This is a genomic window from Streptomyces viridosporus (assembly GCF_002078235.1).
Classification (GTDB): domain Bacteria; phylum Actinomycetota; class Actinomycetes; order Streptomycetales; family Streptomycetaceae; genus Streptomyces; species Streptomyces viridosporus.
Map to the genome: position 1 here is coordinate 1 of NZ_MSGP01000049.1, position 25,700 is coordinate 25,700.

28 protein-coding genes, 2 tRNA genes and 2 pseudogenes are annotated in these 25,700 nt (G+C 66.1%); 11 read left to right on the plus strand and 21 right to left on the minus strand.

All coding sequences use genetic code 11. The annotated features are described in order from the left end of the window. Both B7L92_RS03535 and B7L92_RS03540 read left to right on the plus strand, forming a co-directional pair. Window positions 1-237 (plus strand): IclR family transcriptional regulator domain-containing protein (locus B7L92_RS03535; RefSeq protein ID WP_304364695.1); only part of this gene is annotated, 237 nt, incomplete at its 5' end. Between the two features lie 86 nt (window positions 238-323). Next, window positions 324-399, plus strand: a tRNA-Arg gene (locus B7L92_RS03540). 68 nt (window positions 400-467) lie between these two features. Here B7L92_RS03540 and B7L92_RS03545 read toward each other — a convergent pair. The 10 genes from B7L92_RS03545 to B7L92_RS03590 all read right to left on the minus strand — a co-directional run bounded on the left by B7L92_RS03545 (window position 468) and on the right by B7L92_RS03590 (window position 7,352). Next, window positions 468-1,619 carry a tyrosine-type recombinase/integrase gene (locus B7L92_RS03545; protein ID WP_081236034.1) on the minus strand — a complete coding sequence of 384 codons (1,152 nt, stop codon included), beginning with the start codon at window positions 1,617-1,619 and terminating at the stop codon, window positions 468-470. Then, window positions 1,619-1,801: a helix-turn-helix domain-containing protein gene (locus B7L92_RS03550; protein ID WP_019524151.1), complete on the minus strand. Its 183-nt coding sequence runs from the start codon at window positions 1,799-1,801 to the stop codon at window positions 1,619-1,621. Before B7L92_RS03550 ends, B7L92_RS03545 begins: the two co-directional genes overlap by 1 nt. Next, a complete protein-coding gene (locus tag B7L92_RS03555; RefSeq protein ID WP_081236035.1) occupies window positions 1,794-3,089 on the minus strand; it encodes a replication initiator in 1,296 nt (431 codons plus the stop codon). Before B7L92_RS03555 ends, B7L92_RS03550 begins: the two co-directional genes overlap by 8 nt. A 153-nt stretch (window positions 3,090-3,242) precedes the next feature. Further along, window positions 3,243-3,488, minus strand: a complete 246-nt coding sequence (locus B7L92_RS03560; RefSeq protein ID WP_081236036.1) for a SpdD protein — start codon at window positions 3,486-3,488, stop codon at window positions 3,243-3,245. A gap of 25 nt (window positions 3,489-3,513) precedes the next feature. After that, window positions 3,514-3,708: a hypothetical protein gene (locus B7L92_RS03565; RefSeq protein WP_081236037.1), complete on the minus strand. Its 195-nt coding sequence runs from the start codon at window positions 3,706-3,708 to the stop codon at window positions 3,514-3,516. A 15-nt stretch (window positions 3,709-3,723) separates the two neighbouring features. Beyond that, the gene (locus B7L92_RS03570) at window positions 3,724-3,915 is read right to left on the minus strand and encodes a mobile element transfer protein (RefSeq protein WP_081236038.1); all 192 of its coding nucleotides are present in this window, start codon (window positions 3,913-3,915) and stop codon (window positions 3,724-3,726) included. Between the two features lie 12 nt (window positions 3,916-3,927). After that, a complete protein-coding gene (locus B7L92_RS03575; RefSeq protein ID WP_081236039.1) occupies window positions 3,928-4,587 on the minus strand; it encodes a DUF2637 domain-containing protein in 660 nt (219 codons plus the stop codon). Window positions 4,588-4,675: 88 nt separating this feature from the next. Continuing rightward, window positions 4,676-6,055, minus strand: a complete 1,380-nt coding sequence (locus B7L92_RS03580; protein WP_081236040.1) for an FtsK/SpoIIIE domain-containing protein — start codon at window positions 6,053-6,055, stop codon at window positions 4,676-4,678. Next, window positions 6,055-6,411, minus strand: a complete 357-nt coding sequence (locus B7L92_RS03585) for an SCO3933 family regulatory protein (protein ID WP_049978586.1) — start codon at window positions 6,409-6,411, stop codon at window positions 6,055-6,057. The genes B7L92_RS03580 and B7L92_RS03585 overlap by 1 nt, the downstream gene beginning before the upstream one ends. A gap of 155 nt (window positions 6,412-6,566) precedes the next feature. After that, a complete protein-coding gene (locus B7L92_RS03590; RefSeq protein WP_081236041.1) occupies window positions 6,567-7,352 on the minus strand; it encodes a GntR family transcriptional regulator in 786 nt (261 codons plus the stop codon). Between the two features lie 107 nt (window positions 7,353-7,459). Here B7L92_RS03590 and B7L92_RS03595 point away from each other — a divergent pair, with 107 nt between their 5' ends. From B7L92_RS03595 to B7L92_RS03610, 4 genes are read left to right on the plus strand one after another with little or no spacing between them, the layout of a single operon-like run. After that, window positions 7,460-7,867, plus strand: a complete 408-nt coding sequence (locus B7L92_RS03595) for an NUDIX hydrolase (protein WP_081236042.1) — start codon at window positions 7,460-7,462, stop codon at window positions 7,865-7,867. A 46-nt stretch (window positions 7,868-7,913) separates the two neighbouring features. Next, a complete protein-coding gene (locus B7L92_RS03600) occupies window positions 7,914-8,345 on the plus strand; it encodes an ATP-binding protein (RefSeq protein ID WP_081236043.1) in 432 nt (143 codons plus the stop codon). After that, window positions 8,339-8,686, plus strand: coding sequence for a hypothetical protein (locus B7L92_RS03605; protein WP_081236044.1), 348 nt, complete (start codon window positions 8,339-8,341; stop codon window positions 8,684-8,686). The genes B7L92_RS03600 and B7L92_RS03605 overlap by 7 nt, the downstream gene beginning before the upstream one ends. After that, entirely contained in the window at window positions 8,683-9,060 is a 378-nt protein-coding gene (locus B7L92_RS03610; protein WP_081236045.1) for a hypothetical protein, read from the plus strand. Before B7L92_RS03605 ends, B7L92_RS03610 begins: the two co-directional genes overlap by 4 nt. A gap of 409 nt (window positions 9,061-9,469) precedes the next feature. Here the strand turns inward: B7L92_RS03610 and B7L92_RS03615 are convergent, their stop codons facing one another. From B7L92_RS03615 to B7L92_RS40165, 3 genes are all read right to left on the minus strand, one after another. After that, window positions 9,470-13,027: an ATP-binding protein gene (locus B7L92_RS03615; RefSeq protein ID WP_143626228.1), complete on the minus strand. Its 3,558-nt coding sequence runs from the start codon at window positions 13,025-13,027 to the stop codon at window positions 9,470-9,472. Continuing rightward, entirely contained in the window at window positions 13,024-13,980 is a 957-nt protein-coding gene (locus B7L92_RS03620; protein WP_081236047.1) for a 5'-methylthioadenosine/S-adenosylhomocysteine nucleosidase, read from the minus strand. The genes B7L92_RS03615 and B7L92_RS03620 overlap by 4 nt, the downstream gene beginning before the upstream one ends. Before the next feature lie 393 nt (window positions 13,981-14,373). Beyond that, a complete protein-coding gene (locus B7L92_RS40165) occupies window positions 14,374-15,024 on the minus strand; it encodes a hypothetical protein (RefSeq protein ID WP_143626229.1) in 651 nt (216 codons plus the stop codon). Window positions 15,025-15,515: 491 nt separating this feature from the next. Here B7L92_RS40165 and B7L92_RS41890 point away from each other — a divergent pair, with 491 nt between their 5' ends. Both B7L92_RS41890 and B7L92_RS40530 read left to right on the plus strand, forming a co-directional pair. After that, a complete protein-coding gene (locus tag B7L92_RS41890; RefSeq protein ID WP_081236048.1) occupies window positions 15,516-15,740 on the plus strand; it encodes a cold-shock protein in 225 nt (74 codons plus the stop codon). A gap of 92 nt (window positions 15,741-15,832) precedes the next feature. After that, window positions 15,833-15,896: transfer RNA gene (locus B7L92_RS40530), tRNA-Phe, on the plus strand. A gap of 189 nt (window positions 15,897-16,085) precedes the next feature. Here B7L92_RS40530 and B7L92_RS03630 read toward each other — a convergent pair. From B7L92_RS03630 to B7L92_RS03660, 6 genes are all read right to left on the minus strand, one after another. After that, window positions 16,086-16,652 carry a PIN domain-containing protein gene (locus B7L92_RS03630; protein WP_016825259.1) on the minus strand — a complete coding sequence of 189 codons (567 nt, stop codon included), beginning with the start codon at window positions 16,650-16,652 and terminating at the stop codon, window positions 16,086-16,088. A gap of 1 nt (window position 16,653) precedes the next feature. Then, window positions 16,654-17,118, minus strand: coding sequence for a helix-turn-helix domain-containing protein (locus B7L92_RS03635; protein ID WP_026084994.1), 465 nt, complete (start codon window positions 17,116-17,118; stop codon window positions 16,654-16,656). A gap of 1,480 nt (window positions 17,119-18,598) precedes the next feature. Next, a complete protein-coding gene (locus B7L92_RS03645; RefSeq protein ID WP_081236050.1) occupies window positions 18,599-19,075 on the minus strand; it encodes a hypothetical protein in 477 nt (158 codons plus the stop codon). Between the two features lie 1,192 nt (window positions 19,076-20,267). Then, complete coding sequence (locus B7L92_RS03650) at window positions 20,268-20,735, minus strand: type II toxin-antitoxin system VapC family toxin (protein WP_081236051.1); 468 nt, start codon at window positions 20,733-20,735, stop codon at window positions 20,268-20,270. Beyond that, on the minus strand, window positions 20,725-20,994 hold the full coding sequence (locus tag B7L92_RS03655) for a type II toxin-antitoxin system Phd/YefM family antitoxin (protein ID WP_081236052.1): 270 nt from the start codon (window positions 20,992-20,994) through the stop codon (window positions 20,725-20,727). The genes B7L92_RS03650 and B7L92_RS03655 overlap by 11 nt, the downstream gene beginning before the upstream one ends. Before the next feature lie 512 nt (window positions 20,995-21,506). After that, on the minus strand, window positions 21,507-22,382 hold the full coding sequence (locus B7L92_RS03660; RefSeq protein WP_081236053.1) for an alpha/beta fold hydrolase: 876 nt from the start codon (window positions 22,380-22,382) through the stop codon (window positions 21,507-21,509). 354 nt (window positions 22,383-22,736) lie between these two features. On the opposite strand from B7L92_RS03660, the gene B7L92_RS41895 reads away from it, so the two are divergent. Next, window positions 22,737-22,961, plus strand: coding sequence for a S1 domain-containing protein (locus tag B7L92_RS41895; protein WP_081236054.1), 225 nt, complete (start codon window positions 22,737-22,739; stop codon window positions 22,959-22,961). A 501-nt stretch (window positions 22,962-23,462) separates the two neighbouring features. Here the strand turns inward: B7L92_RS41895 and B7L92_RS03670 are convergent. Together B7L92_RS03670 and B7L92_RS41900 are read right to left on the minus strand one after the other, a co-directional pair. Next, complete coding sequence (locus B7L92_RS03670; protein WP_107501361.1) at window positions 23,463-24,242, minus strand: hypothetical protein; 780 nt, start codon at window positions 24,240-24,242, stop codon at window positions 23,463-23,465. 84 nt (window positions 24,243-24,326) lie between these two features. Next, a pseudogene (locus tag B7L92_RS41900) lies at window positions 24,327-24,525 on the minus strand (transposase); the annotation flags it as partial. 363 nt (window positions 24,526-24,888) lie between these two features. Between B7L92_RS41900 and B7L92_RS03680 the strand changes: the two are divergent. Both B7L92_RS03680 and B7L92_RS03685 read left to right on the plus strand, forming a co-directional pair. Further along, window positions 24,889-25,092: a cold-shock protein gene (locus tag B7L92_RS03680; protein WP_020119326.1), complete on the plus strand. Its 204-nt coding sequence runs from the start codon at window positions 24,889-24,891 to the stop codon at window positions 25,090-25,092. Between the two features lie 274 nt (window positions 25,093-25,366). Next, window positions 25,367-25,700 (plus strand): annotated as a pseudogene (locus B7L92_RS03685) (DEAD/DEAH box helicase); the annotation flags it as partial.

Sequence of the window (25,700 nt, forward strand, 5' to 3'; positions counted from 1 at the left end):
ACCGAGGGCTGCGCCCTGGTCGACCAGGAGTGGGAGGAGGGCCTGCGCGCGCTCGCGGTCCCGGTGCGCGACCGCACGGGCAGGGCGGTGGCCGCGGTGAACGCGGCCACCCACGTGGCCCGCCGCACCGTGGAGAACTGCCGCGAGCACCTCCTGCCCGCCCTCCGGGAGACGGCCGCCCGCATCGAATCCGACCTCCACACCGCCACCCGCTTCACCCATGTCCCCCCGACCTGACGACCCCCACCCTCACGATCGCTCATCCGGTACCCTGACGCATGTGGTCCTCACGGCCCACGGGGGCTGCGCATGCGGCCCGGCTTGCCTTCGTAGCTCAGGGGATAGAGCACCGCTCTCCTAAAGCGGGTGTCGCAGGTTCGAATCCTGCCGGGGGCACCAGGCAAAAGGCCCTGGACCGATCATGGTCCGGGGCCTTTGACATCCACTTTTGACATCAACGAGGGCGGTCACTGACGACCGGGACGCCTCCGCAACAGTCGGTCCATGTGGCTCATGGCCTCGCGCTGCGTGTCCTGCACGACGTGCGTGTAGACATCCATAGTGATGCTGATCTGGGAGTGCCCCAGGATCTCCATCACCACGCGGGGCGCGACCCCGGCCGCCGTCAGGAGCGTGGCCGTGCCGTGCCGGGCGTCGTGCAGCCGGATCACCCGGAGGCCGGCGGATCGGGTCACGGGGGTGAAGGAGCGGTAGAGGTTCCGCGGCTCGACCGGGCGCCCGGTCCGGGTGGTGAAGACGTAGTCCGACTCACGCCAGGTCTCCCCCGCTCTCGCCCGAGCCGCCACCTGCCGCATCCGGTGCCAACGCAGCGGCGCGATGCAGAGCGCGGGCAGTGGGACTGCCCGACGGCGGCGGCTTTTGGGATCGTCGTCGTACAGGACGCCCCGGCGCCGCTGCGTCTGCTGGCGGACGTAGAGCACCCGGCCGTCGAGGTCGACGTCCGACCAGCGCAGGCCCACGATCTCTCCCCGGCGGAGCCCCATGGCGATGGCGAGCACGAAGGCCGCATAGAGCGGGTCCTTACGGGAGGCAGCCAGAAAGTCGAGCGTCTCGTCCAGGCTCCAAGGCTTCAACTCCCGATTATCGGTGCGAGGAGGCTCGACGAGCTTGGCGACGTTCCGCGTGATCAGTTCCTCGCGGCACGCGGAGGACAGCGCCGAACGCAGCACGCGGTGCGCCTCCTTGGCCGTCGCCGCCGTGGTCTTCTCCTCCAAGCAGACGAGGAAGCGGCGTATGTCAGCGACGCCCAGCGATTCGAGCCGCTTGGCGCCGAGGAGCGGCACCAGGTAGAGCCGGACGTGCGCTTCGTACTTGTCGTACGTGCTGAGCTTGCGCCGGGGCTTGATGACGTTGTCCAGCCAGTACGGCAGCCACTCGGCGAGCCTGGCCGACCGGGTCGGCACGGGCACGCCCTGGTCGACCTTGTCGAGCAGTTCCCGGCGCTTGGCGTCGCACTCGGCCCAGGTCTTGCCGTAGGCGAACTTGCGGGCACGGGTGCCGTCCGGCTGGAGGACGTAGACCGCGCACTGGAAACGGCCGTCCTTGCGCTTGGTGATGGTGCCGGCGCCGTTGGGGTTCCGCTTGCGTTGCTGGGCCATCAGGCCGCCGCCTCCAGTTCGTTGGTGATGTACTCGCGGACAGCCCGCGCCGGGATGCGGCGGCACCGGCCGATGGTGATCGAGGGCAGGCGACGGGACCGGATCAGGTCGTAGACCGTGGAGCGACCGACCTTCAGCCGCTCCATCACCTCGGGCACCGTCAGCAGCTCGTCATCACGCATGGGTCGGTTCTCCTTCCGTTCCGGGAGCGGGTTCGAGGGTTTCGGCGAGCCAGGCTTCGGCGTCGGTGAGGCCGGTTCCGGCGTAGACCCAGTGCGCGAGGACGAGGGTCGTGTCCGGGTCGGTCCCGTCCGTTGCCAGGGCCTGTGCGCGGCGCCATTCGGCGCGGGCGTCGCGGAGGGCGCCGAGGGTGGTGGAGTAGCGGCGGGACTTGGTGGAGAAGTGGCCGCGGAAGCCGAGCATGTGGGCCCAGGCCCGCAGGCGGAGGTGTTCGAGGTCCTTGCGCGCGCCGAGGGTCCAAGCGGTGCGGATGAGCCGGCGGGCGTGGTCGCTGATGTCGAGCTGGGCGAGTTCGGCGAGGAACCTCAGCGGCCGGTCCAGAGCTCCCGTGGCGGTCTCGGCGCCCTTGGTGGCGTACTTGGCGATGTACGCGGCAACGGCCCGTTCGGTCAGCTCCTGGCCACCGTCGAAGTCGGCCGAGCGGATGGTGCGGACGTCAAGCTGTCGGCCGAAGGCGAAGGCGTGGGCCCGGCCGTCGATGACCGGGCCGTCCACGCGGGCGGCGGTGGCGGCGGCCCGGATGGCGTCGGTGAGCAGTTCGGCGGTGGCCCAGGCGGGAGGCGGGGTGTCGCCGCCCTCGGGGCCGTCGATGCGAATGACGGCGTGGAAGTGGACCGCCCCGCGCTTCTGGTACTCGGCGACCTTGGCGAAGGACACCCGGGCGTGCTCGCGAAGGGCCCGCTGGGTGAGGCCAGCGCACTTGGCGACCTCCCGGCGTAGGTAGATGGAGAAGCGCCGCCACAGCGGACCGGCGTGCGCGTTCCAGAGCACGGCCGCTTCGTAGTCGTAGGTGTCCGGGTCGAGCGGGGTGCCGAGGGCGGGGTCGTCCTGGTCGTGAAGGGCGCCGCAGCGGCAGCGGCGGACCGAGCCGGCCGGGCCGGTGGGGCGGTTGTGGACCGGGCCGAAGCTCGGTGCGGTGAAGGTGGCGAAGACGCGCGGGTGGGCGGCGACGCGTTCGGGGACGCCCTTGCCGCCGCGCAGTCCGGAGGTGATCAGGTGGAAGGTGTCGCGGCGGTAGACCTCGGCGCAGGCCGCGCACCGGGTGGTGCGGCGGTTGTTGCAGCGGACCAGGAGGTGACCGGCCGGGAGGCTGGAGGAGTCGAGGTGGTGGAGGACGCTGCCGATCTCGCCGGTGCGGGTGTTCACGTCGTACTCGGTGCGGTGGCCGTCGAGGCGGATCGGGTGCGTGCAGCCGCCGAGGCCGGAGAGCTGGCGCAGGAGTGCGGGCATGGTGCCGAGGGCAGCCAGTTCGCCGAGTTCATGGAGCGGAGGCGGAGTGGCGCGGGTGATGATGGCTTTCTCCTTCTGGTTCGGCTGGAGGGAGACGGCCCCCGGGGCGGCGGATGCTTGGCGGTATCGAGGCCGCCCCGGGGGTCCGGTGCGTCAGCGGCGGTGCTGGTCGCGGAGCAGCGAGCGCAGGACCACGGCGGCGACGGCCACGGAGACGGCCGTGACGGCGACGGCGGCCAGGAGCGCAGTCAGCACGACGCCGCCGACGAGGACGGCCGCGACCGCTCCGGTGCTGACGGAGATCTGAGGGACCGGCCGCCGCACGGGCGCCTGGTCGGCCACGGTGTGGGTGTGCGCGGGCGGCGGCGTCGGGCTGTCGGGGTACTTGGGCAGGAACACGGCGAAGCTCTCCTTACCTACTCGTCTAGTTATGTGAGCCGTTGACGATGTCCACGCCGGAGCGTGTGCCGGACTCGATGGCCGGGGCCAGGAAGGTGTCCGAGAGCCAGAAGCCGAAGAGGGCGATCAGGACGACGATCCACGTGCGGACGCCGAGGAACTTGACCGCTCCCCAGGCGAAGAAGCCGAGGAGGACGACGAGCGGCAGGCTGACGGTCACGGTGTGCGGGTCCTTTCAGCGGACGGGGCAGCGGTGGGTACGGGCGGCCAGTTCGGCGGCGGCGCGACTGTCGTAGTCGGCGGAGAAGCCGCAGCGCGGGGCCGTGCAGGCGGCGGTGTGCTTCTCCCGGCCGCGGCCGTCGTAGAACGTGCCGACCTGGACGGGGCCGATGCGGGTGACGGAACGGAAGCGGCGGTTGGCGCTCACGTGGGTCTCCTCTCAGAGCTGGGCGGCGATGGCGTCGGCCATGGGTGGCGGGACGCCGAGGCGGGCGCGCAGGGTCGGGGTGTCGATGGCCGTTCCGGTGCGGGCGTGGTGTTCGGCGGCGACTTTGCGGGCGTGCTCGACCAGGGCGGCCGGGACGGCGACCGGCGGCGAGGCCGGAGGCGGAGCCGGTGCCGACTCGACTGCCGGAGGCGCCGGGGGTTCCGGCGCGGGATCGGGCGCGCCCTCCTGGTCCTCGATGTCCTCAGGCGTCTCCTGGCCCACGGCATCACTGGTCTCGTCGTGCGTGGTCGGCGACGAGTGGACGAGGAGGGTTCCGCCGAGGAAGGCGACCGCGGGCCAGCCCGCGACGAGGATGCGGAGCCAGGCCGGCACGTGGTCCAGGTCGAGCAGTCCGGCGGTGGCGACGTTCGCTCCCAGGGACGCGGCGAGGGCGATCAGGAACCAGCACCACCCGGCCGCTTTCGCGTCGCCGGACCGCAGTCGGCGCCAGGCGGCGACGAGCAGCAGGTCGACCGAGACGGGATAGGCCCACGCCTTCCAGCCGTCCTGTCCGGCCGCCGAGGCGACGTCGTGCAGGTGGGCGAAGGACAGCGCGGCGGCGATGACCGCTTGGACGAGCACCGCGTCGACACGGGCCAGGTGGGCGCGCATGCTGCGGCTCCTTCCGGGTTCGGGCATGGGAGGGGTAGGGACATGGCGTGAGGCGGTCACACCGACCGGGGATGAGCGCGGGCGCGGGTCAGTCGGTCACCGGGCGGGGCCGCACGACCGGGGCCGGTGTCTCGGCGGGCGGCCGTACGGACACGTCGGGCCGGAAGGGCTTGAGCACGGGCAGATCGGGGACCAGGTGGGCCGACTCGCGGCAGGTCTCGGCGGCGTCGCCGAGGGAGAGGTACGGCGTGCGGATGCGGGACCAGCCGCCGGAGGTGTCACCGGCCACGGCGAGGCCGGGCCGTTCGGGGGCGATGGCACAGGCCGCGGAGACCGCCTCGGGGGCGATGTCGCCGAGCGCCATCTTGGCGGAGGCTTCGTCGTTGACGCGGTGGCAGACCCGGCCGGTCAACTGGGCCCGCAGCATGGTCGCGCCCTTGCCCAGTTCGGCGCCGAAGCGCTGCCCGCAGACCTCCAGGTAGATACCGGCGGCCCGGCCGAGCTGGGCGAGCCGGATGAGCTGGGTGACCATCTCGTCCCGGCGTTCCTCGTCCTTCTTCGTGGCGACGAGGAAGAGTTCGGCCACCTCGTCGACGAACAGCACGATCGGTACCGGGCGTTCGTGCTCGGGTAGGCCCCAGATGTCGGAGGTGATCTCCTCGTCCGGCGTGCCCGGTGCGATGCCCTGCCGGGCCTTGATCAGGTCGTACCGGTCCTCCATTTCCCTGATCAGCACGGGCAGCAGTTCGGCGGCCTGTTCCGGGTCGGTGGCGAGCGCCGACAGGCGCGGGGCGAAGGGCGCCAGTTCCACGCCCCGCTTGCAGTCGATGCCGACCAGGGCGACGGGTTGGCGGGCGAGGCCGGCGACGAGGTGGCGCAGGTACATGGACTTGCCGGACAGCGTGGCGCCGAGGGTGAGTTGGTGCGGCACGGTGCGGTAGTCGCGTACGAACGGAGTGGCGTCCTCGCGCAGCGCGACCGGCACCCGGAGAAGGTCCGGGCGGAGCTTGCGCGGCATGCGCACCCGCCGCAGCACGTCGAAGCCGACGAGCCGCAGTTCGACCACGCCCGGCTTGAGCGTGGTCACGTAGACGGCGTGGACGCCCCAGGCGTGCCGTAGCCGTTCGGCGGAGGCGGCCACGTCGGCGGGTTCCTGCCCCGGGGCGAGCCGCAGGCGGACCCGCAGCCCCGTCGTGGTCGGCCGGATGATCCCCCGGCGCGGCGGTACGGGCCGGACCTCACGGCGGGTGGTGGCCTTGACCGCCAGGACCCGCAGCCGGGAGGGGGCCACGGTCAGCCCGCACGCCTCCATAACGGAGCCGTAGGAGCTGAGCAGCCGGACCGTGGACACCGGTAAGCCGACCGTGGACCAGTAGACGCCGGGGTGTCGTGCCCGGGCGTAGGCGGCCCCACCGCCGAGTGCGGCGACGGGACCACCCACCTCCAGAAGCGTTGCCAGGTCGGTCATCAGGCCGACGCCCCCACGGTGGCCGGGAAGGCAGCCGGAGTGACGGCGGCGGCCCGGAAGGCGATGCCGTGCCGCTGCTGGCCGTTGAACACGCTCTCCCACGGCCGGGCGATCAGGCCCGGCAGGGAGACCGGGGCACCGAGGGCGAGCCCTTCCGACACCCCGCTCTCCGGGACGGTCACCTTGATCAGGGACGACTCCCCCTCCTCGATGTACACGACGCCGAGCGTCATCAGCGCCTCACCGCTGACGGCGTCCTTCGCGATCTCGCCCGACTGCCGGTCGCGGACCTTGGGCTCGGGCGCCTCGGTCAGCAGGATCGTCGCGGCCGAGGTCTCCACACGGATGGTGCGCAAGGCTTCTTCCCATCTACTCGTCTAGACAAGATGCATCCTTCGAACCCGACAACGCCGGGAACGGGATCACCTTGCCACACAACTTGCCCACTCGTCTATACGAGTATGCGTGTCGGTGTGTACGAGTCCGGGGAAGTGGCCTCGCGCACCGCCGATCAGGTCGCCGGAAGCTGGTAGGAGAGGACGTACGCGTCCGCCGCCATCACCGTGTCGCAGACCTCCACGGCCCGCCCCGCCGTGTCGAAGGCGGTACGGATCAGGTGGATCACCGGTACACCAGAGGCCAGTTGCAGCGTCTTCACCTCGGACGGCGAAGGCATCCGGGCCCGGATCTCCTCCTCGAAGTGGTCGAGCTGGTGGCCCAGTTCCTCGAGCCGCGCGTAGATGCCACCGGGGCCGGGGTTGGGCTCAGCGATCTGCGTACCGCGAGCGATGTCGAGCGGGAGGTACGACGTGGCGAACTCGACCGGCCGACCATCGAGCAGGTACCGGCGACGCCGGGCGAGCACGCGCCGCACGGAACCAAGCCGGGTGGAGATGTCCTGACCGGCCTTCTCCTCCTTCACCTCCAGACTGTCCACGGTGGGGTGGCTGCCGGCGGCGTCGGCCTCCACGATGAACGCGGACTTCCCCTGCTCGCGGTGACGCCGGGCGAACCGGTCGGAGGCGAGGCGGCGCACCGGAGGCCGGGGCCGGACGAAGACGCCCCGGCCGTGCTCGGCGTGCACCAGGCCCTCGCCCTGGAGGATCGAGAAGGAGTTCCGGACCGTCATCCGGGAAACCCCGTAATGCTCGACCAATTCAGCCTCGGAAGGCAGCTTCTCCCCTTCCTTGAATCGCCCACGGTCGATGGCCTCACGCAGCTGGTCGGCGATCTGCCGGAAGACCGCACGATCACTGGTCGGGTCGAGGCCGCCGAGAATGCTCGGTAGAGACGCCATGCGTACTCCTTTAGGTATCTAGACGAGTGGGCGAGTCTTGTTGCTACGGTGGAGAGCCTAGTCAGCCGAGAGGGCCGAAGAACGTGAGCACAGAACGCCCGCACTCCGTGAGCGTCGCCGGGGTCATCGTCGATGACCAAGGCCGGGCCCTCCTGATCAAGCGCCGCGACAACGGCCACTGGGAACCCCCGGGCGGAGTCCTCGAACGCGAGGAGACCATCCCCGAAGCCCTCCAGCGCGAAGTCCTCGAAGAGACCGGCATCAAGATCGAGCTTCCCGCGACCCTGACCGGCGTCTACAAGAACATGACGGGCCTGATCGTCTCCCTCGTCTTCCGCTGCCAGGCGGCCGACGGTACTCCCACCACGGGGGACGAGACCCGCGCCCTGCACTGGGCCACCCGCGAAGAAGTCATCGAACTCACCGACGAGGCATACGCGATCCGTGTGCTTGACGCACTCGACGCGGCATCCCCGCCGGCCATCCGCGCCCACGACGGCGTGAAACTTGTCTAACCCGAACCCGCTGCACATGGCGGCCTACCAGCACGAAGGAACTTGTATGCACGAGTATACGAGTAGCGCCCGGGTCTGGGGGCTCAGTTGCCCAGGATTCCCGGAAGAGGTCAGCAGGGCCCGCCGCTGGACCCGCGACATCCTGCGAGGCTCGCCGTTGGCCGAGGACGCCGAGCTGATCGTCAGCGAGCTGAGCGCGAACGCGATCCTCCACACAGCCAGCGGCCAGGCATCCGGCAGCTTCCACCTGGCCCTCGCGGTCTCCTCGCAGGTGGTCGCCCTGTCGGTCACGGACGACGGAGGCACGGGCACGGCACCGAAGGTCGAGCACCAGGGCCAGGAGGCGGAGCACGGCCGAGGGCTCGGCATGGTCAGCGTCCTCGCTCACCGGGTCGTCGTCCACGGCAGCCACGGCGGTTACACGGTCACCGCGGAACTCATCACCGAAGTCGGACCGGCAGGAGGACACCCGTGCTGACGTCCGCTCCTCCCGTAGTGCTGAATACAGGCGGCCGGCCCCTCCCCTACCTGTGCCGAGCCGCCGCCTACCCGCTGAACGAGGTCCGCTCCATCCCCTTGGGATCACACGACGCCACGAGTCCACGCCTGGCACTGCGCTGGTTACGCGAGCGCACGCAGCACATCACCGACCAGCTCGACGCCGCATACGCACGACCGGGCCTGCACTGGCTGACGGACGAGGCCGAGCACGAACGAGCCCTCGCCTACCTGACCGGTGGCACGGGTTACCAACTCACTCTCTACGACGAGAGCACCCACTACGTGCTGCTGGCCTACCCGGCGGGAGCGACCCCATGAACGGACCCACCCGCGGCTACTGGTGCGAATGCTGGACCGAGGAAGACACCAGCACAGGAGGGCCGGCGCGCCTGGCATCGTTCGACGCGTACTCGGCACCCCAGGCAGACCGATGGGTCGCCATCACTCTCCGCACCATCTCACCGGCACTCGACTCCGACGCGTCGGACGAAGCGTGGACATGGTTGCACGAAGAGCGCGCCGAGACCCGCAGAGCCCTGATGCGCTCCGAGCCCTGCACGGTGACCATCACCCATGCCGACGTCCGCATCACCTGGGATATTCGACCAGTGCTCTTCCTGCCCCTCGCACATCGGCAGGACGCTGAACTCCCTGCATGTGCGCACAGCTTCAAGCCCCACCGCACAGACTGAGTTACAACTTTCTCTACTGCTTCAAGGCGGCTCGCTCCGCTCCCCGCACGCGGCCCGGCCCCCGGCCGGGCCTGCGCTCCTGCCTTCGTCCCGCTCCAGCCCGGCCGGGGTCCGGGCCGCGCTCATGGCAATCAGTCGCCTGATGCCAGAGAAGGGGTACGTCGTGGCTGGGGCGGTCGGCTCCGCGGCTTTACGCAGCCACTTTGGCGCGAGCCTCGAAGATCATGGCCCCAACGTCGTGCTTTACCGGGCAGGTCCACAGACTGCCCGACGCGCCGGAAGCTTACGGGGCCATGATCACTCGCGCCAAAGCAGCTCCAGCCCAAAGCCGCTGCACCGACCGCGCGCAAACCAGACGCAGCACGGCCCTAATGTCAGGCCAATAGGGTTCGGTTATGGGGTGGAGAGATCACCAAGATCGACCGTCTGGGGGAAGTTCGCGCACCTCCCGCTGAATACGTTCTTGCGCGGATTCCGCGAGTGCGCGATAAAACTGTTCTTCCACGCTACCTTTGCGACAGGTGTCGGCCAAGGCCATGGCCTTGTCTCGCTGCTCGATGTCTTCCGGGTAGGGGTGGCCGGGAGACGTGGATCGCACTCCGGAGATGACGGCCGCATGCAGGGAGCTCTTCATCCTGGTCAAACTGTCATCACCATCGGAATCTGCAGCGCGCAAGCATCTGCGCACGAACTCTGAGTCCCAGACGAGCCCACGGGGAGCTTTTCTCAGGATTGTCGCGACGACTTTAACCTTTATTGAATCAACATCACTGAGGTATTCGTCGATCACTGCGGTGACCTGTCCATCGTATGGTCCGGCCACGAGCGCGAAGACGTCGGCCCCCATATAGTTTTTCCAGGCTGAATCTGGATCAGCAGCGAGCCATTCCCTTATCTGCCTTAGCAACGCCGGGAACTCTTCGTGGTCACGAAACGGCGGTACCACTTGCCAAGCGTAAGGGAGCGGGAAGTAACCAGTTTTTTTTGACTTTGCGAAGGCTTCCACGCGTTTTTCGAGGAGTTCGACGACAGCGAGGGGATCCGTACGGGCAAGCTCCGCCAGGAATCGTCCGATTTCAAAGCTGTCAATCTTCGGTGCTACAGCCAAGACGTCGAGGAAGGAATTCTGCTGATCGACGGAAAGGCCGGACCATGTCAGCGAGCCGTATGGGGGCCCTGACACGGCTAGGGCGAATTCATCGACACCAGCTCCCAGTTCGGCCGGCGAGGCGGTGAGCAGCTCGATAGCAAGGTCCTTGTGCTGGGCGGCAAGGGAGCGAACGGCGCCGAGGGTGGCCAGACGAACAGTGCTGTCCTCGTATGCTGCAAGTGCTCGAAGCAGGTCCGCCTCCCCGGCCAGCAGCTCGGTGCGGCCGCGCTGGATACCGAAGGCGTGCGCCACCTCCCGCGCAAGCTCGACATTGCCATCGTTCAGGAGCACTCGGCCCCAGTAAATTGCGCGATCGCCTGCGACCCTCCCCAGTGCGTTCAGAGCAACCGACACCAGAGACACAAGTACGCCCATAGGTGCAGACCTGGCACGCTCGCAGAGCGCTTCGCCCAAGGAGGGGCGGTTGGTCACTAGTGTGGAGATGAATGGTCGGGCTCGCCCATCGTCCGCGCCGAATACCCTGCGATCCTCGCTAAGCAGGGAGTCAATGCGCACGGCAATCTCGTCGTCCGTCCAGTGAACGAGGGCGGCGGCAATATCGACGAAGAGGCCCTCCCTCTTTTCGTGCCAGTCCACGATACCAGAAGACGTTGCGGGGTCGGCCGGCCCCCCATGGAGCGCCCGGGCAAGTTTGTTATCCAAAGTCGTGGGGATCGCACCGAGGACTGCCATGGCGGGTTGGCGCAGGCCTTCCGAGCCATATTGTGCGAGCCATCTCAGCTCAGTGCAGATGGCGATCAGGATCGCTGGTGCCAACGTGTGTTCAACGATGTAGCGGTGCAGCCGGTTGAGGGTGCTCACGAGGTGCGGGATCCATGGCTGGTGCATCTCAGCTGTCACCGCCAGCCCGAAACCGCCCCGCGGCAGGTTCAGGGCTGCACCGATTACGGAGACGGCGGCTGAGGCACGTTCGCGCTGGGGCCGTCCCAGTTCTTCGAATGCGAGATCCAGTACCGCCTCACGCACCTCCAGGACTTCCGGCGCGGGAAGTAGCACGTAAGGTCGAAAGGTCAGGGTCCAATCGGAAGGCGTCCACACCTCGTCCTGCCCCTCCGTAGCCAGGATCGGAGCTAGCACGCCCAGGGGCTGGTGAATGGACGGAACGTCGCGCGAGCGCCCAAGCCAACGCTCGACCTGGGCAATGAGAATCTGTTGGCGGTCGGTAGGGCCTAGGCGGGTGAAGCTAGCCACTTCCTCCAGAATCCGTAGCGGATGCAGGGGGTGCCGGTGAGTAGGGCGCGCGTCATCGCGCCCAAGGGCCCATAGAAGGGCAGCTGCCTGCGGTAGGAATTCCGAGTGATAGGCCGTGGCCTGCAGAACAGGGGCCAGGGCGTGGAGTACATCGGTGTCCGTGTAGGTGTGTTTCATTCCGAGACCGACGTCCACAGTGACAGGAACACAAGGGTTGTCGACTGCCCATGAAGCCAGGTCGAGTGTTCGCCGCGGTTGGAAGAAGGCGACCTTTGCCAGCACCTCGAGAATGCTCACTCGTTCGCGCGCATCAGCAGCACGGAAAGTGGCCGCGATCTGCGCCCACACAGGTTCGATCAACCCATCAATGCCTTTGGTCTGCTGCTGCCAGTCCACACGGCCGGCGTTCACCACTAGATTGGCCCGGGCACTGCCTTGGGCGGCATCCATAGCTCTAATGAGGTAGCCCGTGGGAAGCCCCGTACTGCTATGCCGTGCCGCCCTGACTAGTAGGGCGTCACCAAGTAGGTCCGGCACCACCCGCACAGCATTGCCGTGGCTCAGTAGCACACCGGCGTGCTCAAGAGCCGACAGGTGTGGCACGCACAGATCGAATGACAAGCCGGTCACAGCTTCGAGCGTCGCTTGAACGTCTGGTTCTGCTATGTGCACAGGCTGAAACGCTGCGAGCGCGCAAAGCAGGTCTTGACGCACCTTCTCAGATGCGGAGTCGGCTGTCAGCGCCTCAGCCAGACGGTCGGTGAGCTCAAGGTGAAGTTGCTCATCTCCTTCGAAACCACGAGGGTCAAGGGAGCCACTGTTGATCAGCGCTGCTCCTGTGACAATCAACAGAGGGCAGTCCCGTGCTGCTGCGGCAAGCCGTGGCGCGTAACCTCGCACCGCTTCGTCAAGGATCTCGCCAGCCAGAGATAGGGCGTCGTCGAACTCCAGGTCGCCGATCTCGACCACGAAGGTCTCGCTTGCGTGCGTGCTGGCTTGGGCCAGTGCGCGGCGCGTGTGAGTCACGCCGTAGGGCCGCAATGAGAGCAGCACGTTGGCGGTATCGTTGGCGTCCTGGACGCCGGCAATGATCTTCCCTAGCGGGAGGATTTCACTATGAGCGTCATCAACGATCACGAGCAGCTTGCCAGTACTCGGCAACTGCTTGAATGCTTCTGGACTGAGGTCAGAGTCCTGGTTCAGGACACGTACTTCGACGGGCGGCTGCGTTCCATCGAGCTCTTCGCACAGAGAGGTCAGGACTTTCGTCTTCCCAACGCCGCCTCTGCCGACAAGAAGCGCCACACCTCCTTGCTCGTTGCTAGCAAACGACAGGAGGCTCTCCATGACAGCTGTGCGTCCGACGAGTTTCCAACGATGCGTGTAGATCGAGCCCTTGTTCACCCTGCGCAGGTATTCGTCGGGTTCTACCCAGAGGCTAGGTCCTGTTGTACCGAAGAAGTTGTTAACGGTCTGATCGCCGTTCTGTACTGCATAGACCGCGCCTCCAGACTCGGCTAGGTTGGTTTGCGCCGATACCGACTCATCCAGGGGGCGCGAAGGATTGGCGTGCCGGTTGTTGGCCTGCCCTTCGTGCCCTCTCACCGTTCACCGACTTCTGGCCCGTTGTTGATGGTCTGGCTTCCGTTTTGAACGGCGTAGACCACTCCCCCAGCGTCCGCCCTGTTGATCTGTTTTGGGCTGTCCGCGGAGGCAAGCGGAATATCTGCCGTCCCGGTGTCATGCGCGTCCTCCCTGGCATGCCCGGGCCTGTGCTTCGCATCAGCGTCTTGCAGGGCGACAGGCTTGGGGAGCGCCGCAATCACTGCCATGGTCGCGGCAGCAGCATGTCGTGCAGCTGTCTCCTGGGTACCTGTAGCGTCGGTCGCCTGCTTGGTTCCGTCGGCCTTGTCACTGATGCCACGGACTACCAGGAATGGGACTGTACCGGCCAGGTGTGCAGCGCTTGCGAAGCCCGCTCCCTCCATCTCGATAGCGGCGGCGCCGTTGTAGTGGAAGTCCAGGTACCCCTCCAACGCGGACTGGGAGGAGTCCAGAACGATCTCGCCGGCCAGAATGGGCTTGAAATGTACCCGGGGAAGAGGGTCAGACAACGGTGAGATGCGCTCAATCCAAGGGCCGCGGCTCGCGTAGCGGGCTGCCTGCTGCAGTTCGAATGATGTCTCCCATGTACGTGGGCGACCTTTGAAGCCGTCAATCCCCTGTTTACCGCCCTGGTATCCCCACACCTGCGTAGCGATGACGACGTCTCCGAGGGCCACGTCTCGTTTCCGCCCACCCGCGATACCAGCGAAGAACACCGCCCGGGGGTTGAGCCACGCGATGGCACGCTCCGTCAGCACCGCTGCGGCCTGGTTCCCATCACCTGCCTCGGCCACATAGATACTCCAGGATGTGCCGGGCAGTTCACCACGTTCGAAGATCATTCCGGTGGGGTGGTCTTCGCGTTCAAGGTTCGTCAACTGCCCGGTTACTGCCAAGTACTCAACTGAGAGGGCTGTCAGTACGACGATCGTCTTCGTGCCTGTGCTCACCATCAGGGCCTCGATATGTTGATCTCGGTACGTGGGACCCGCCTGGTCGAAGGCCCATCAGCGATTCGACCGCCACGCGGTCTGCCAGTCTAGCCCACTGTGACGGAGCCCAACTGGGCGTGATTGCAGCCCTGTTGGGTATCTTTCACTGCGCCCACAGGAACATTGTCAGGACAGGAGGAAATTTGTCGGCTCCCGAGGACATTACTGAGAGCAAGTCGAGATATTGGCGGATTGAGGGAAAGCGATGTCTTCCATAGGTGACGGATTTCGGTAGTGCACCGAAAACTTCGAGCAACTGACTCGCATTACTCCAATTCGCCCTAGCAACGTGTTTCGCCACACACTCCCTCTTTTCGGCTTCCGCTAGCCACTACGGACGAGTTGAATATGTATTTAACTAGGCCCCTCCCACAATTTTTGGAACAGTCGAGCGAGCGCGTGATACATCGGAGACGAGGCGGTGTATTTTAGAACTTTCGAATCCCTTCCATGTTCATCTGGCAGGTACGGGGTGAAATAGGCGGCCTGGTCAGTGATGCAGATTCTCCCCAGATGCGGGAAATCGTACCGTCGAGTCTCAACTGTTCCGTCGTCGTTGTACGGGGCAAGATGGGCCACGTTCGTTTCGATTTGACGATGCAGCTGTCCGGTACCGAAGCTCCTGTCAAACGATGCAATCTCGGATTCGCGATCTCTTGTCCACTGGGCTTCTGTGCCAACTCCTGTATGGGGAAGGAGGATACGGAAGTGGGGTCGAGGTGCAGAGCCTGGACGTTGCGTCAACAACGAAGAAAAAGTCGCGCGCTGGAGTTCATTTCCCCGCCCGGTGAACAGATCAACCTTGCGAGCTCGGCGGATCTCTCTATTGAAGTCGGCCTCTGCTTCGGCCTTGTTGTCCCATGACTGTCCAAAGTCACCTCCACTGAGGCGGGAAAGGGCTGTTACTAGAAACCAGCGGAAGCGTCCCGACCACAGAAAGGCAGCGGCAAGGCCAGCCCACGTGGCAACCAGTGACGACAGGACGCCGATCATGAAATTGATCAACTCGCATACCTTTCCTTGGCCTGCTTGCGACGCTAATCAGAAAATGCAAGTGCGCAGCAGCTCACTGCGACCTTCAGCGGGGCCTGATACAGCGCTCGAAGGATTTTCCTAGCAGACCGCAGTGAGAACCTCGACCAGCGCAAGGTTCGGCACTCGGGTTCATCGTTTTGCGTGCGCTGGACTGCATGGCCCCCCCTGCTCGACCGGCCCCCACGGCCATCACAGTGGCCCGATCAATCACGGTACCGTGCTGTCGCCTGACGGTCGGCCTGTTCGACAGTGATTGAGAGGTGGGAACATGAGGACCGTGCCAGGTGTGTGCCAGATTTAGCGGGCGCCCACGGGAAACAGCGGGGACTGACCCCGGATGCGGTCGAGGCTCCAACACCACTCCACCGCAGGTCAGCCCAGCAACCGCCGCCAAGAAACCCAAGCTTCCCGAGCTGAGGTCCCCGATATGCCAGCGCAGACGGAGCCGTAAGGTTCCACTCATGGTGACTGCGACTGTCCGCGAGTGGCACGACGAGGAAGGGTGGGGCGTGCTCGACTCCCCCGAGACTCCCGGCGGATGTTGGGGCCACTTCTCCCACATCCAAGTGAAGGGCTTCCGAACGCTGTCGCCGGGACAGCAAGTAGGCCTCCAGTGGGAAGCCCCTGGCTTCAAACAGGACGGGTACAGCTACCGGGCCGTGAACATCGTTCCTCGACCCGCCTGACATCACCATCCGACATCAACGACAACGGACGATGGCGCACCGAAGCGGCCACGATCGGACCCACGAGCGACCACTGAGCCCCGTTTCGGCACGCCGTGCGACAAGGTGATCGAACTCCTAAAGCGGGTGTCGCAGGTTCGAATCCTGCCGGGGGCACAGCCAGAAGGGCCAGCTCAGGAGGAGTTTCCTCCCGGGCTGGCCCTTCGGTGTTTCAGGGGTCGTGCCACAGGCGTGTCACTACGTGGAGGCGGCGCGCTGGAAGCGACCAGGGACGGTAGGTTGCACAGCGAAGCACCCGGCCCGTTAGCACGATGGCCGAGTGCTCGGCTTCGAACATCAAAGCCGCTAGCTCACAGCTCCCGGTCCGAGGCGTAGAGCAGCCACGGACTCGGTGAGACCCGATCTCTCCAGCTGACCCAACACGTCCTCGAAGGTCTGCGGCGGACGGCGCCGAGAAGTGGCAATCTCCTGGACACAGGCGTACACGACACGATCGTCCAGCCCTATGAGGTCCATTATGAACTCATCGGCCTCTTTCCGTTCGATACCCCAGTTGTTGAGGTAGTCCGGCGGGAAGTCCTTGCGATTGTTCGTGACGATCACCTGGGCGCCGGCTTGGATGGCCGCAGCCAACACGTGGCGGTCGTCCGGGTCTGGGAGCTTGAGCCCCTCTATAAGGGGCTCAAAGCCCGTAACCAGGCAGTCGCGGATGGCCCCGTTCATGAGAGCCCTCCGACGCTGCAGCTTGGCGGGACTGATGCCGTAGTCCTGTGCGATGTTCCGATCGACCTCATCGAGGATCATGTCAGTCCATCTGGCCCGCACAAAACCATTCAAACTGACACGGACTAACAGATCACGCAGCGTGTTCGGGTACAGGACACACGCGTCGTAGATCACGACAAATGCCATGTCAGAGAAGTCCCAGCTCCTGGTCCAGCTCCATCAGCTCGTCGGCTGCCTCCTTGCGCTTTGCGTCGTCTTCACGCAAGTACTGGCGCAAGTCTGCGAAACGGATGCGGCGATGACGTCCCACGAGCTTGTAAGGGATCTCGCCAGACTCCAGGAGCCCGATCAAGTACGGACGGGAAACGTTCAGCATGTCGGCGGCCTGCTGAGTCGTTAGCACCGCGTCGACAGGCATGATCTGCACGCCCTGCCCGTTGGCAAGAGCAGCTAGCATCGACGCGAACATCTCTGCCACCGGCCGCGGCAGCACGAGAGCTTCGTCGGTTGCGCCGGTTTCCAGGTGGACCTGGATGTCCTCGTTACTGTGAGCTGTGCGCGACAGGTAGTCGTTGATGCGTCGGAGTGCCCGCTGCGCGTCGCGCGCATCGACCACGCCCGGTTCGATCTTCCTGCCTGTGGCAGTACCCATAGCGTCCCTCCACTGTCCTATTCGCATTATTCGCAACAGACGAAGCGAACGCAAGCCGCTCTGAGGTAACGTCCCCGATTGACTGAAGTTCACTCGGTCGGTCTGCCTCCCCTACTCTGGCACGGGCACGAAGCGGCAGGTCAGAACCCGGCTGGCACGGTCATGCGGACCGTCGCATACAGACCAGCCCCTACGACAGGCGCTGTCGGCAGTAGGCGCCGGCTTGGCTTCGGAGTGTCGCTTTGACCTGTCTGATCATTGAGGCCCGAAGGGTGCGCGTTTGCTAGCCCCTGCCTCGGGTGCTGCACGCTTCAATGCGTTTGGAAGGACTGACCGACGGCACCCGGCAACATGGCTGAGCTCGGTGGGAGTGCAGCGAGGCATACGCGCGCCTGGCCAATCGGCGCGCCCGCCGTCGTGGCTGGCTGTCGTCGGCTGGGGTTCGTGCCACAACCGTGCCAGATGCAGGGGTCAGCCACGGTCAATCCCAGTGCCCCGCGGTCGAGTAGCTGCCCGCTGCCTCGGCCGGCGAAGCCGCTGCTCAGCCCACAGGTTGCCCAGCCTCTCTCCTAAAGCGGTGGTCGCCTGCACGATTGGCGACCGAACAGTCTGGTCACGACGCTAGGAGTCACGAGAGATCGGACGCCACGGGCGGGGCACGGCTGTCCTACACACCGGGCTATCTGCTTCCTCGCGGTTCGCTTCGTAATGCATCTCCCAAACCATCGCATTTACGGAGTTCCAGTACGACCTGACAGCCCTGTCATACGAAGTACTGGGCTCGTCACCACCCGACCCGCTGAGCAGACCCATGTAGATCGCCCGCGAGTCCCGGAAGACAGCCTTGACCGCCTCAGCCACGGAGTTGCCCCCGTCAACGATCATGACATCGCAAGCACGCGTGAAGGGCCCGTAGGCCTCGCGCAGGCGCTTAGCGTGCTCCCGCACGGCTGCCTCCTTGTCGGATCCGGTCGGCATGGACAGGACGCTCGGCAGTTCCCGTATAACGCGCCCATGTGATGCGCTTGGTCGACAACCGCTATGTACGAGTCCCGGCGTGACTGAGCCAACACGTTGGCCCGCTGAGCCGTTGCTGAAGCTTGTGCCTGCTCCCTTACAGCGCGCAAGCTACCGTGACTTGTGACCCAACTGGCTGCGATAGCTGTGCCCGCAGTAAGGCAGGCTACCCACAGGGAGCTATCCGGCATGTGGCGATTGTGCAGTCCTCGCCAGCTCGCCGGAAGAGCGCGTACGGCACTCGTAGAAGCGCTTTGAAGCTCGATCTTGGGTCGTCCAGGAAAGCCGACGTCGACGACAACTATGCCCAGACAGACGACCGTGCTCGTGTCAGACGCGTGCCAGATCGTGCGGGGAACCACGGGGAATGGCAGGAACCGAGTCGGCGGCCAGGCAGGCGCTCTAGCCGCTCCGTCGCAGGTCAGCGCAGCAACTGCCGCCAAGAAACGCAAGCTTCCCAAGCTCAGGGCGCAGTGCCGTCTTCACTGACATCCAGGTCCTCTCTCATGCGTGCCCGGAGCACAGCAAGGACATCGTCGTAAGTTCGGCGCCCCTCCAGGTACACGGGATCGGTGACCAGAACTCCCTCCATCACCCGATCCCGAAGGTCACGCAGACGGCGGAAAGCATCCTCCGAAGCCTCTACGACGCGACTGGGCGCACTGATGGTCATCTGGTACCTCAAGCCGATGCACGGCCCGAACGCTTCGCGAGCCATGGTGCGGCGCATCGAGGGTTCCATGTCCGAGTCCCGAGCCACGTTGCCGCAGACGTGACGGGCTTCAGACAGGCCGGCCAGGTAGTCCCCATAAAGAGTGCGACGCGTTTGCGTCTCGCGATCCAAGCGCTCCCGCTTCCACCGTTGACGGTCCAGAAGCATGGCGGATCCTGTGGCGATCACCGCGCCAACTATGGTGCTGATCAAGGTGATCCACTGCATAGACCGACTGTAGCCACTGCCACGGTGTCCGTCGGCCCCGCACCACAAGCGCACCAGATCGAGCGGGGAACAGCGGGGAATCACGGTGAAAGCCAGCGGCACCGGCGAGGGCGCAGGTCAACCATCAGCACAGGTCAGCGCCGGAACCGGCCGCAAATGATCGCAGCTTCCCAAGCTGAGGGCACTCGTCGCGTTGTATCACCCTTGTCCCTGGGGCGAGAACGTCTTGAGCCTCACTCGGGGTTTGAAGCTCACGCAGACCGCCAAGATGGGAGACATGGGGAGCTGGGGGGACCTAGCGGGACAAACAGCCAGTGCGCTCATAGGGACGTTGGCCGGCGGAGGCATCGCGGTGTACGTGGCGCGGTGGCAAACCGCGAGGACTGTCGCATCACAACTTCAGCTCGCGGCAGCCCAAGAAGCTGCCAACAGCGCGTTAGCACGTCGGCAATGGGTGCAGCAGCGCTCCGCAGAGGCTGCACAGCGGCTCTTGGAACGCCTGGCAGAGCTTCACGCGTGGCTGCCGTCGCTGCCGGACCTTGGACAAGACGAGCCGCGGTTGAGCCCGCAGGCTCGTGAGCGATGTGCAGTAGCCCTCGAGTCGGTCCGACGGGGCATGCAAACCGACCTTCTCTCCATAGGAGACGACCGTGTCCGCGCCCGCTACAGGACACTCGTGCGATTGTGCTTCGATGTCGGGTACCGAGGCATCGGTCAAAGCCATCGCGAGCGCCAGATTCACGACGTACGCGGATACCTGCGCTATGTCCAGTTCACGCTTGAGGCCGTGATCGACGCTAGTCCCTTGCCTGATGACTATGTGGCGCCAGTGCTTGAGCGCAGTGACAGCACTCCCTGGCTGCCTCCGGTGCTGCCCTGGCACTGGCAGGACCCAGCAGACGGCAGCTGAAGAAGAACTTTGAAGGCCTCACGCTGTTCCGCTGACATCCAACGCTGACATCAATGCCCTCGGACGGCGACAACACACAGCGGCCAGTCGTAGCACCGGTACATGAGACAGACCCCGACCAGGCCGAAGGCGGATCGAACTCCTAAAGCGGGTGTCGCAGGTTCGAATCCTGCCGGGGGCACACGACACAGGGCCGGTTCGAAGGGCTTGACCCCCGAACCGGTCCTGCTGCGTGATCACATCCGTACCCCGGTGTGCTCCCACCGCACCAGTGCCCTGCCGTCAGCCTTCGTGGGGCACCCTCGGGCGGGTGACCGGCACGACGGTGAGGAGGTCGTCCAGCCCTTTGAAGTCGTCGGGGTTGGTGGTGAAGAGGGGAAGGTTCTCGGCCACGGCGATGGCAGCGATCATCAGGTCGGCCACCCGGCGGCGTGGCTTGCGGCCGGCGCTGATCACCGCGGCACAGATACGGCCGTAGATGCGGGCCGCTTCGGCATCGAAGGGGATGGGGTCGAACTCGTTCTCGGCGCGTTGCAGGACGTCGAGCCTGCGGGCGCGTTCGACGTGTTCGTCGTAGCCGCTCTGTTCGTCGTTGCGACGGACCTCGTGCGGACCGGCGGACAGCTCGGCCAGGGTGATGGCGGTGATCGCCATTTCGTCCGGTAGCTCCTCGGGTGCCACCCAGCGGCGCAGAATCATGATGTTGGTGTCGAGGAGGCCCTGCTGATGCGTCGAGCGGTCAGCGGTCATAGGGATCGTCCGGGTAGGCGTCGGCCGTGGCGTCCTGATCGGCGCGGAACCTGTCGAGGTCGATGCCGGGGGCGGTCCTGGACATCGCGGCGAACTCCTGGCGGGAGACGAACCGACGGCGTCGACGCAGCGGGACGAGCTGGCCGATCGGATGTCCGTCGCGGGTGACGGTGAACGACTGGCCGCCCTGTATGGCGTCCATGATCTCTCGGGACCGGTTGCGCAGATCCCGCTGGGTGATTTCGGGCTGAACGCTCATACCGACCAAGGTAGCACCCAGTGCTACCAGGTGACACGTGACGGCCGAAGGCTTGCGTCGACAAACCTTCGGCCGTAGCGGCCGGGTATGGCCTTCGCTGATCGATCTGGCTAGAACTACGGATGAGAAGGCATCTGACATCCATGGCGGACATCAACGACGTCGGACGGGGACACACACCAGCGACTCCCGCTGGCCGTCGCGCCAGTTGATGACAGCAGTCGGACCCCGCTCAAATCGAACTCCCAAAGCGGGTGTCGCAGGTTCGAATCCTGCCGTGGCACAGAGAAAAGGGCCGGCTCAGGAGGGGTTTCCTCCCGGGCTGGCCCTTCGTCGTGTTTGGGGTCGTGCAGCTCTGAGCTTCCCAAGCTGAGGTCCCCGGTATGCCGGCTGGTTCTGTTCATGAGAATGAGCAGCAGATGTTCACCACTTCGGGAGGCGTTGGCGCAGAGCGCCGTTCGATTCCCAGTGCAGCCGGTTGGTTGCAGCTGGGCTGCTCGATTCCACCGTCGTCACCGGACGTGGGCCAGCAAGGTGCGCAGGATGGCCTCGGCGTGTGTCCAGAGCAAGGATCCCGCGGCGGCGGGGAGCAGGTGCCGGGTCGCCGTCGGGATCATCTGGGCGAGCGATTCACCCAGATCCGGGGAGTGGGCCGGGCTGGTGTCCTGCTGTCCGTACCAGAGGTCGACCGGGACGGCGATGTCGGCGGAGTCGAATGGCCAGCGGCCCATTGCCAGGACAGTGTCGCGGGCATAGCCTGCCGGGCCCTGACTGAATGCCTCGTCCATCGCGTGCCGGAAGGCGTGCTGGAAGGCCGGGTCGGTGTAGACCGCCCGATCTGCCTCGGGGCTCGTCGTGATGATCAAATCCCACAGTGTGTCGGCGCTACCGAAGCCGGCGAAGGAGGCCTCAGCGGCGCCGGGGTCGGCCGCGACGGCGTCCACCATGTCCTTCACCTGCGGGTTCAGCAGGTGAGCGAAGCGAGGATGGGCGAGTTCGTCGCTGCCGGACGCCACGGCCACCGCGTTCACCAGACCGTTTGCCGCCAGAGCGAGGGCGAACGGTGCCCCCTGTGAGAACCCCACCGCCAACGGTGCTCGCAGGGCTCGCACTTGGATGAGGTGCCGGATGTCGATGGCCCAGCTGGTCAGGGTCCGGCCGGGGGCTGGGTCGGAGGCGCCGAGGCCGGGCCGGTCCACGCTGACGAGCCGGACGCCTGCCGAGTCGACGACGACGCCGCCGAAACCGAGCCACCTGCTGGTGGCCGCCCCCGGGCACAGCAGCACTGGGGTGCCGTCGGCTGGTCCCCATTCCGCCCAACCCAGGAGCCGACCATCCGGCAGCTGGATCTGTCCGAGCCGCGCTGGTTCCCACACGCCGTAGTCCATGATCCGTATTGTCCCGTGCCCACCTCCCGGCCGCCGCCCCCACCGGCCGCGGCAGCGAGGGAGAGAACAGCACTCGGCGCTGCGGAGCCCACATGCTGTTCGAATCGACAGGCACGCTTCACTGCCTCCCGAAGTGGTGAACACCTGCTGTCCGTTCTCGGGCTCTGGCTCAACTTCTGTGACGTCAGCGGTCACGCCGGGTCCAGGACGATGCCCTGCCCGGCGCCTCGCAGGTCAGACAGGTGGAGCAGGTTTCTGGAGCAAGCGCTCCTCGTCCACACCACACAAGTTGAGCCAGAACCCGTTCTCGTGAACAAAGGCAGCCGGCGCAGACGGAGCCGTAAGGTTCCACTCATGGTGACTGCGACTGTCCGCGAGTGGCACGACGAGGAAGGGTGGGGCGTGCTCGACTCCCCCGAGACTCCCGGCGGATGTTGGGGCCACTTCTCCCACATCCAAGTGAAGGGCTTCCGAACGCTGTCGCCGGGACAGCAAGTAGACCTCCAGTGGGAAGCCCCTGGCTTCAAGCAGGACGGGTACAGCTACCGGGCCGTGAACATCGTTCCTCGACCCGCCTGACATCACCAGCTGACATCAGCGACAACGAACGATGGTGCACCGAAGCGGCCACGATCGGACCCACGAGCGACCACTGAGCCCCGTTTCGGCACGCCGTGCGACAAGGTGATCGAACTCTAAAGCGGGTGTCGCAGGTTCGAATCCTGCCGGGGCCACATGACACAGGGCCGGCCCGGGAGGGGTTTCCTCCCGGGCTGGCCCTTCGTCGCGTCCGGGGTCGTGCCACACGCGTGCCACTACGTCCGCTCAGGTCCGAAGTCAAGCAGGCACCGGAGCCGGAACTTCTTCCAGACCGCCGTCTCAGTTCCGTGCCACGGCCGTGCCGGATGCAGAGGTCAGCCACGGTTGACGAGGGTGTCCCGCGGTTGAGCTGCCGGCCGCCTCACCACGTAGCGAAGCCGCAGGTCACCGGCACGATGCCCCCTCTCTCAAGAGGCCATCTCATTCGGCGGGTCCGCGGCAGCGGAGGAGGGTGCGGGCGGCGATGTCGGTCGCACCCGCTCAGCCGGCCGAAGTGTCCTGTGTCGCCTCGTGTGCTTCGGTGAGGGCTCGCTGCCTGAGGTTGCCGCCGAACAACTGCATCGTGGTGGCGGCCAGGACGTCGTTCCGGCCGATGGTCCGCCCGTCCTCCCTGCGGGTGGACAGGGCCCGGAGGGAATCCTCGAGGAACGGGGGTGGGGCCGGTTCGCCCGGCATCACCAGGGTGACCGTACCGAAACGTTTGACCCCGCCCTCGCGGACGACCATGGCCGCGTCCCGGGCGAGGTCTGTCAGGAACACGCTCGCGATTCCGTCCAGGTCGCGGACCATCGCGGGGACGGCCGTCGCCCCCTGGCTCCGCAGCAGCTTCTTGACCCCGGCCTCGAACCTGTGGGCGCCGACCACAGCACTCGGTTTGCGCGACCTGCTGCGCCTACGAGGAGGCACGATGACCCCCTCGGCGTCGTACAGGACACCGGTCAGGCCTCGAAACGTCGGGCTGTGGTCGTACCACTCGCTCCCCACCTCGGGCTCGACGTTCCGGTCGATCGCCGAGAGGAGGTCCCCGGGAATCAGCTTCTTCCGGCCCTCCTCCGCCGCCGCTCTCCTCGCGCCGTCGATGATTTCCGTCAGCACGGTCCGCGTCACCGACGCGGCGGCCCACGCGGCCGACCGGGAGACGTGCATCGGGGTCACGTCCCTGAACACCGCTCTGACGAGAGAAGGCTTGAACGGCGGGGCATCCATGACCGAGGCGGTCTCGGGACCGCTGCGCTCAGGGCGTATGGGCTGTGTGGACATCGGAAGAAACGCTTCCTGCTGTCGGAGTCATCAGAGGCCCACACTTCACCACGCAGACCCGCTCCCTTCCCCCATCTTCCGTCGCCCCGACGGCCCGTACGACGCCGACGGCGCCTGCTGCCAGGTACAACCCGACGTGGCTACGAACACAATCGCGGCCGGCACCTCCCGGTCGCCGTACCGACGCCGGCCACCCCCTGAGGCCGCGACGGCGCCTCCGGCACCACCCGCCGGAACAACCCCACACCTTGTCCGGCACCAAACGCTCAATCATCCCCACCATGGCCCACAGAACGCCGGGTCAAGCTCGTCGTCCTCGTGGCCGAAGTCGGGGGGGTGCGGGCCGGCAAGGTCTGGACAACATTATATCTGCATCCGCGGGGTGAGAATTTCACGGAACCGCGCAGGCAGTTTCTTTGCGGTAACGACCGGAGCAGAAATATTCCGCGCACACGGACCGCCGCAACGTGCTACTGTCGGTCTCAGTTGCAGTTGTGGTTCCCGAATTCCAAGTTCTTCTCAGTCGGCCTCTGCGCCACTGGAAGCGCCTTTTGGCACCGGTCTTTTTCCGGGCGGGGTGATCATCGCGGCGACACGGCGTCCGTACCGTGCGGATGCCGACTCACTGCCCCGAAGGAGACAAGACATGGCTACTGGCACCGTGAAGTGGTTCAACTCGGAAAAGGGCTTCGGCTTCATCGAGCAGGACGGTGGCGGCGCCGACGTGTTCGCCCACTACTCGAACATCGCCGCCCAGGGCTTCCGCGAACTGCTCGAAGGCCAGAAGGTGAGCTTCGACATCGCGCAGGGCCAGAAGGGCCCGACGGCCGAGAACATCGTTCCCGCCTGACGTCGGCGCGCACTGTACAGCTGGGGCCCGCATCCTTCGGGGTGCGGGCCCCAGCTGTACGCACGTCCCGTAGGGGTCTCACCTGCGGGACGACTGCGGGGAATCCGCGGACTCACACACGGATTCCCTTTCGGAGATGCCGACGCATCTCCTCTCCCTCACATTTTGGCGCACGATTTGTTTTCGTGTTCCACTCGGCCCGTTCTTGCAATTCTCCGCGCTGCGCACTGCTGCGGGAATTCCTTGACATGTGCCGCATCAAGGAAGGTCCCGCATGAACCGCACACGCACGAACGACCGCTTCGCCCGCACTCGGAACGGCAGCACCACCCCCGGGAAGAACGGCAAACGGTTCGGCTCATCGTCCCCGGGCCGCTCCGGCGGACCGGTTCGTTCCAACGGTCACAGCCGCCGCCCCGCCGCGTTGCAGGGCGAGTTCGCCCTCCCGAAGACGATCACCCCGGCGCTGCCCGCCGCGGCGAGCTTCGCCGAGCTCGACATGCCCACGGAGCTGCTGGCCGCGCTCGACTCACAGGGCGTGACCGCCCCGTTCCCGATCCAGGCCGCGACGCTGCCGAACTCCCTCGCCGGCCGGGACGTCCTCGGCC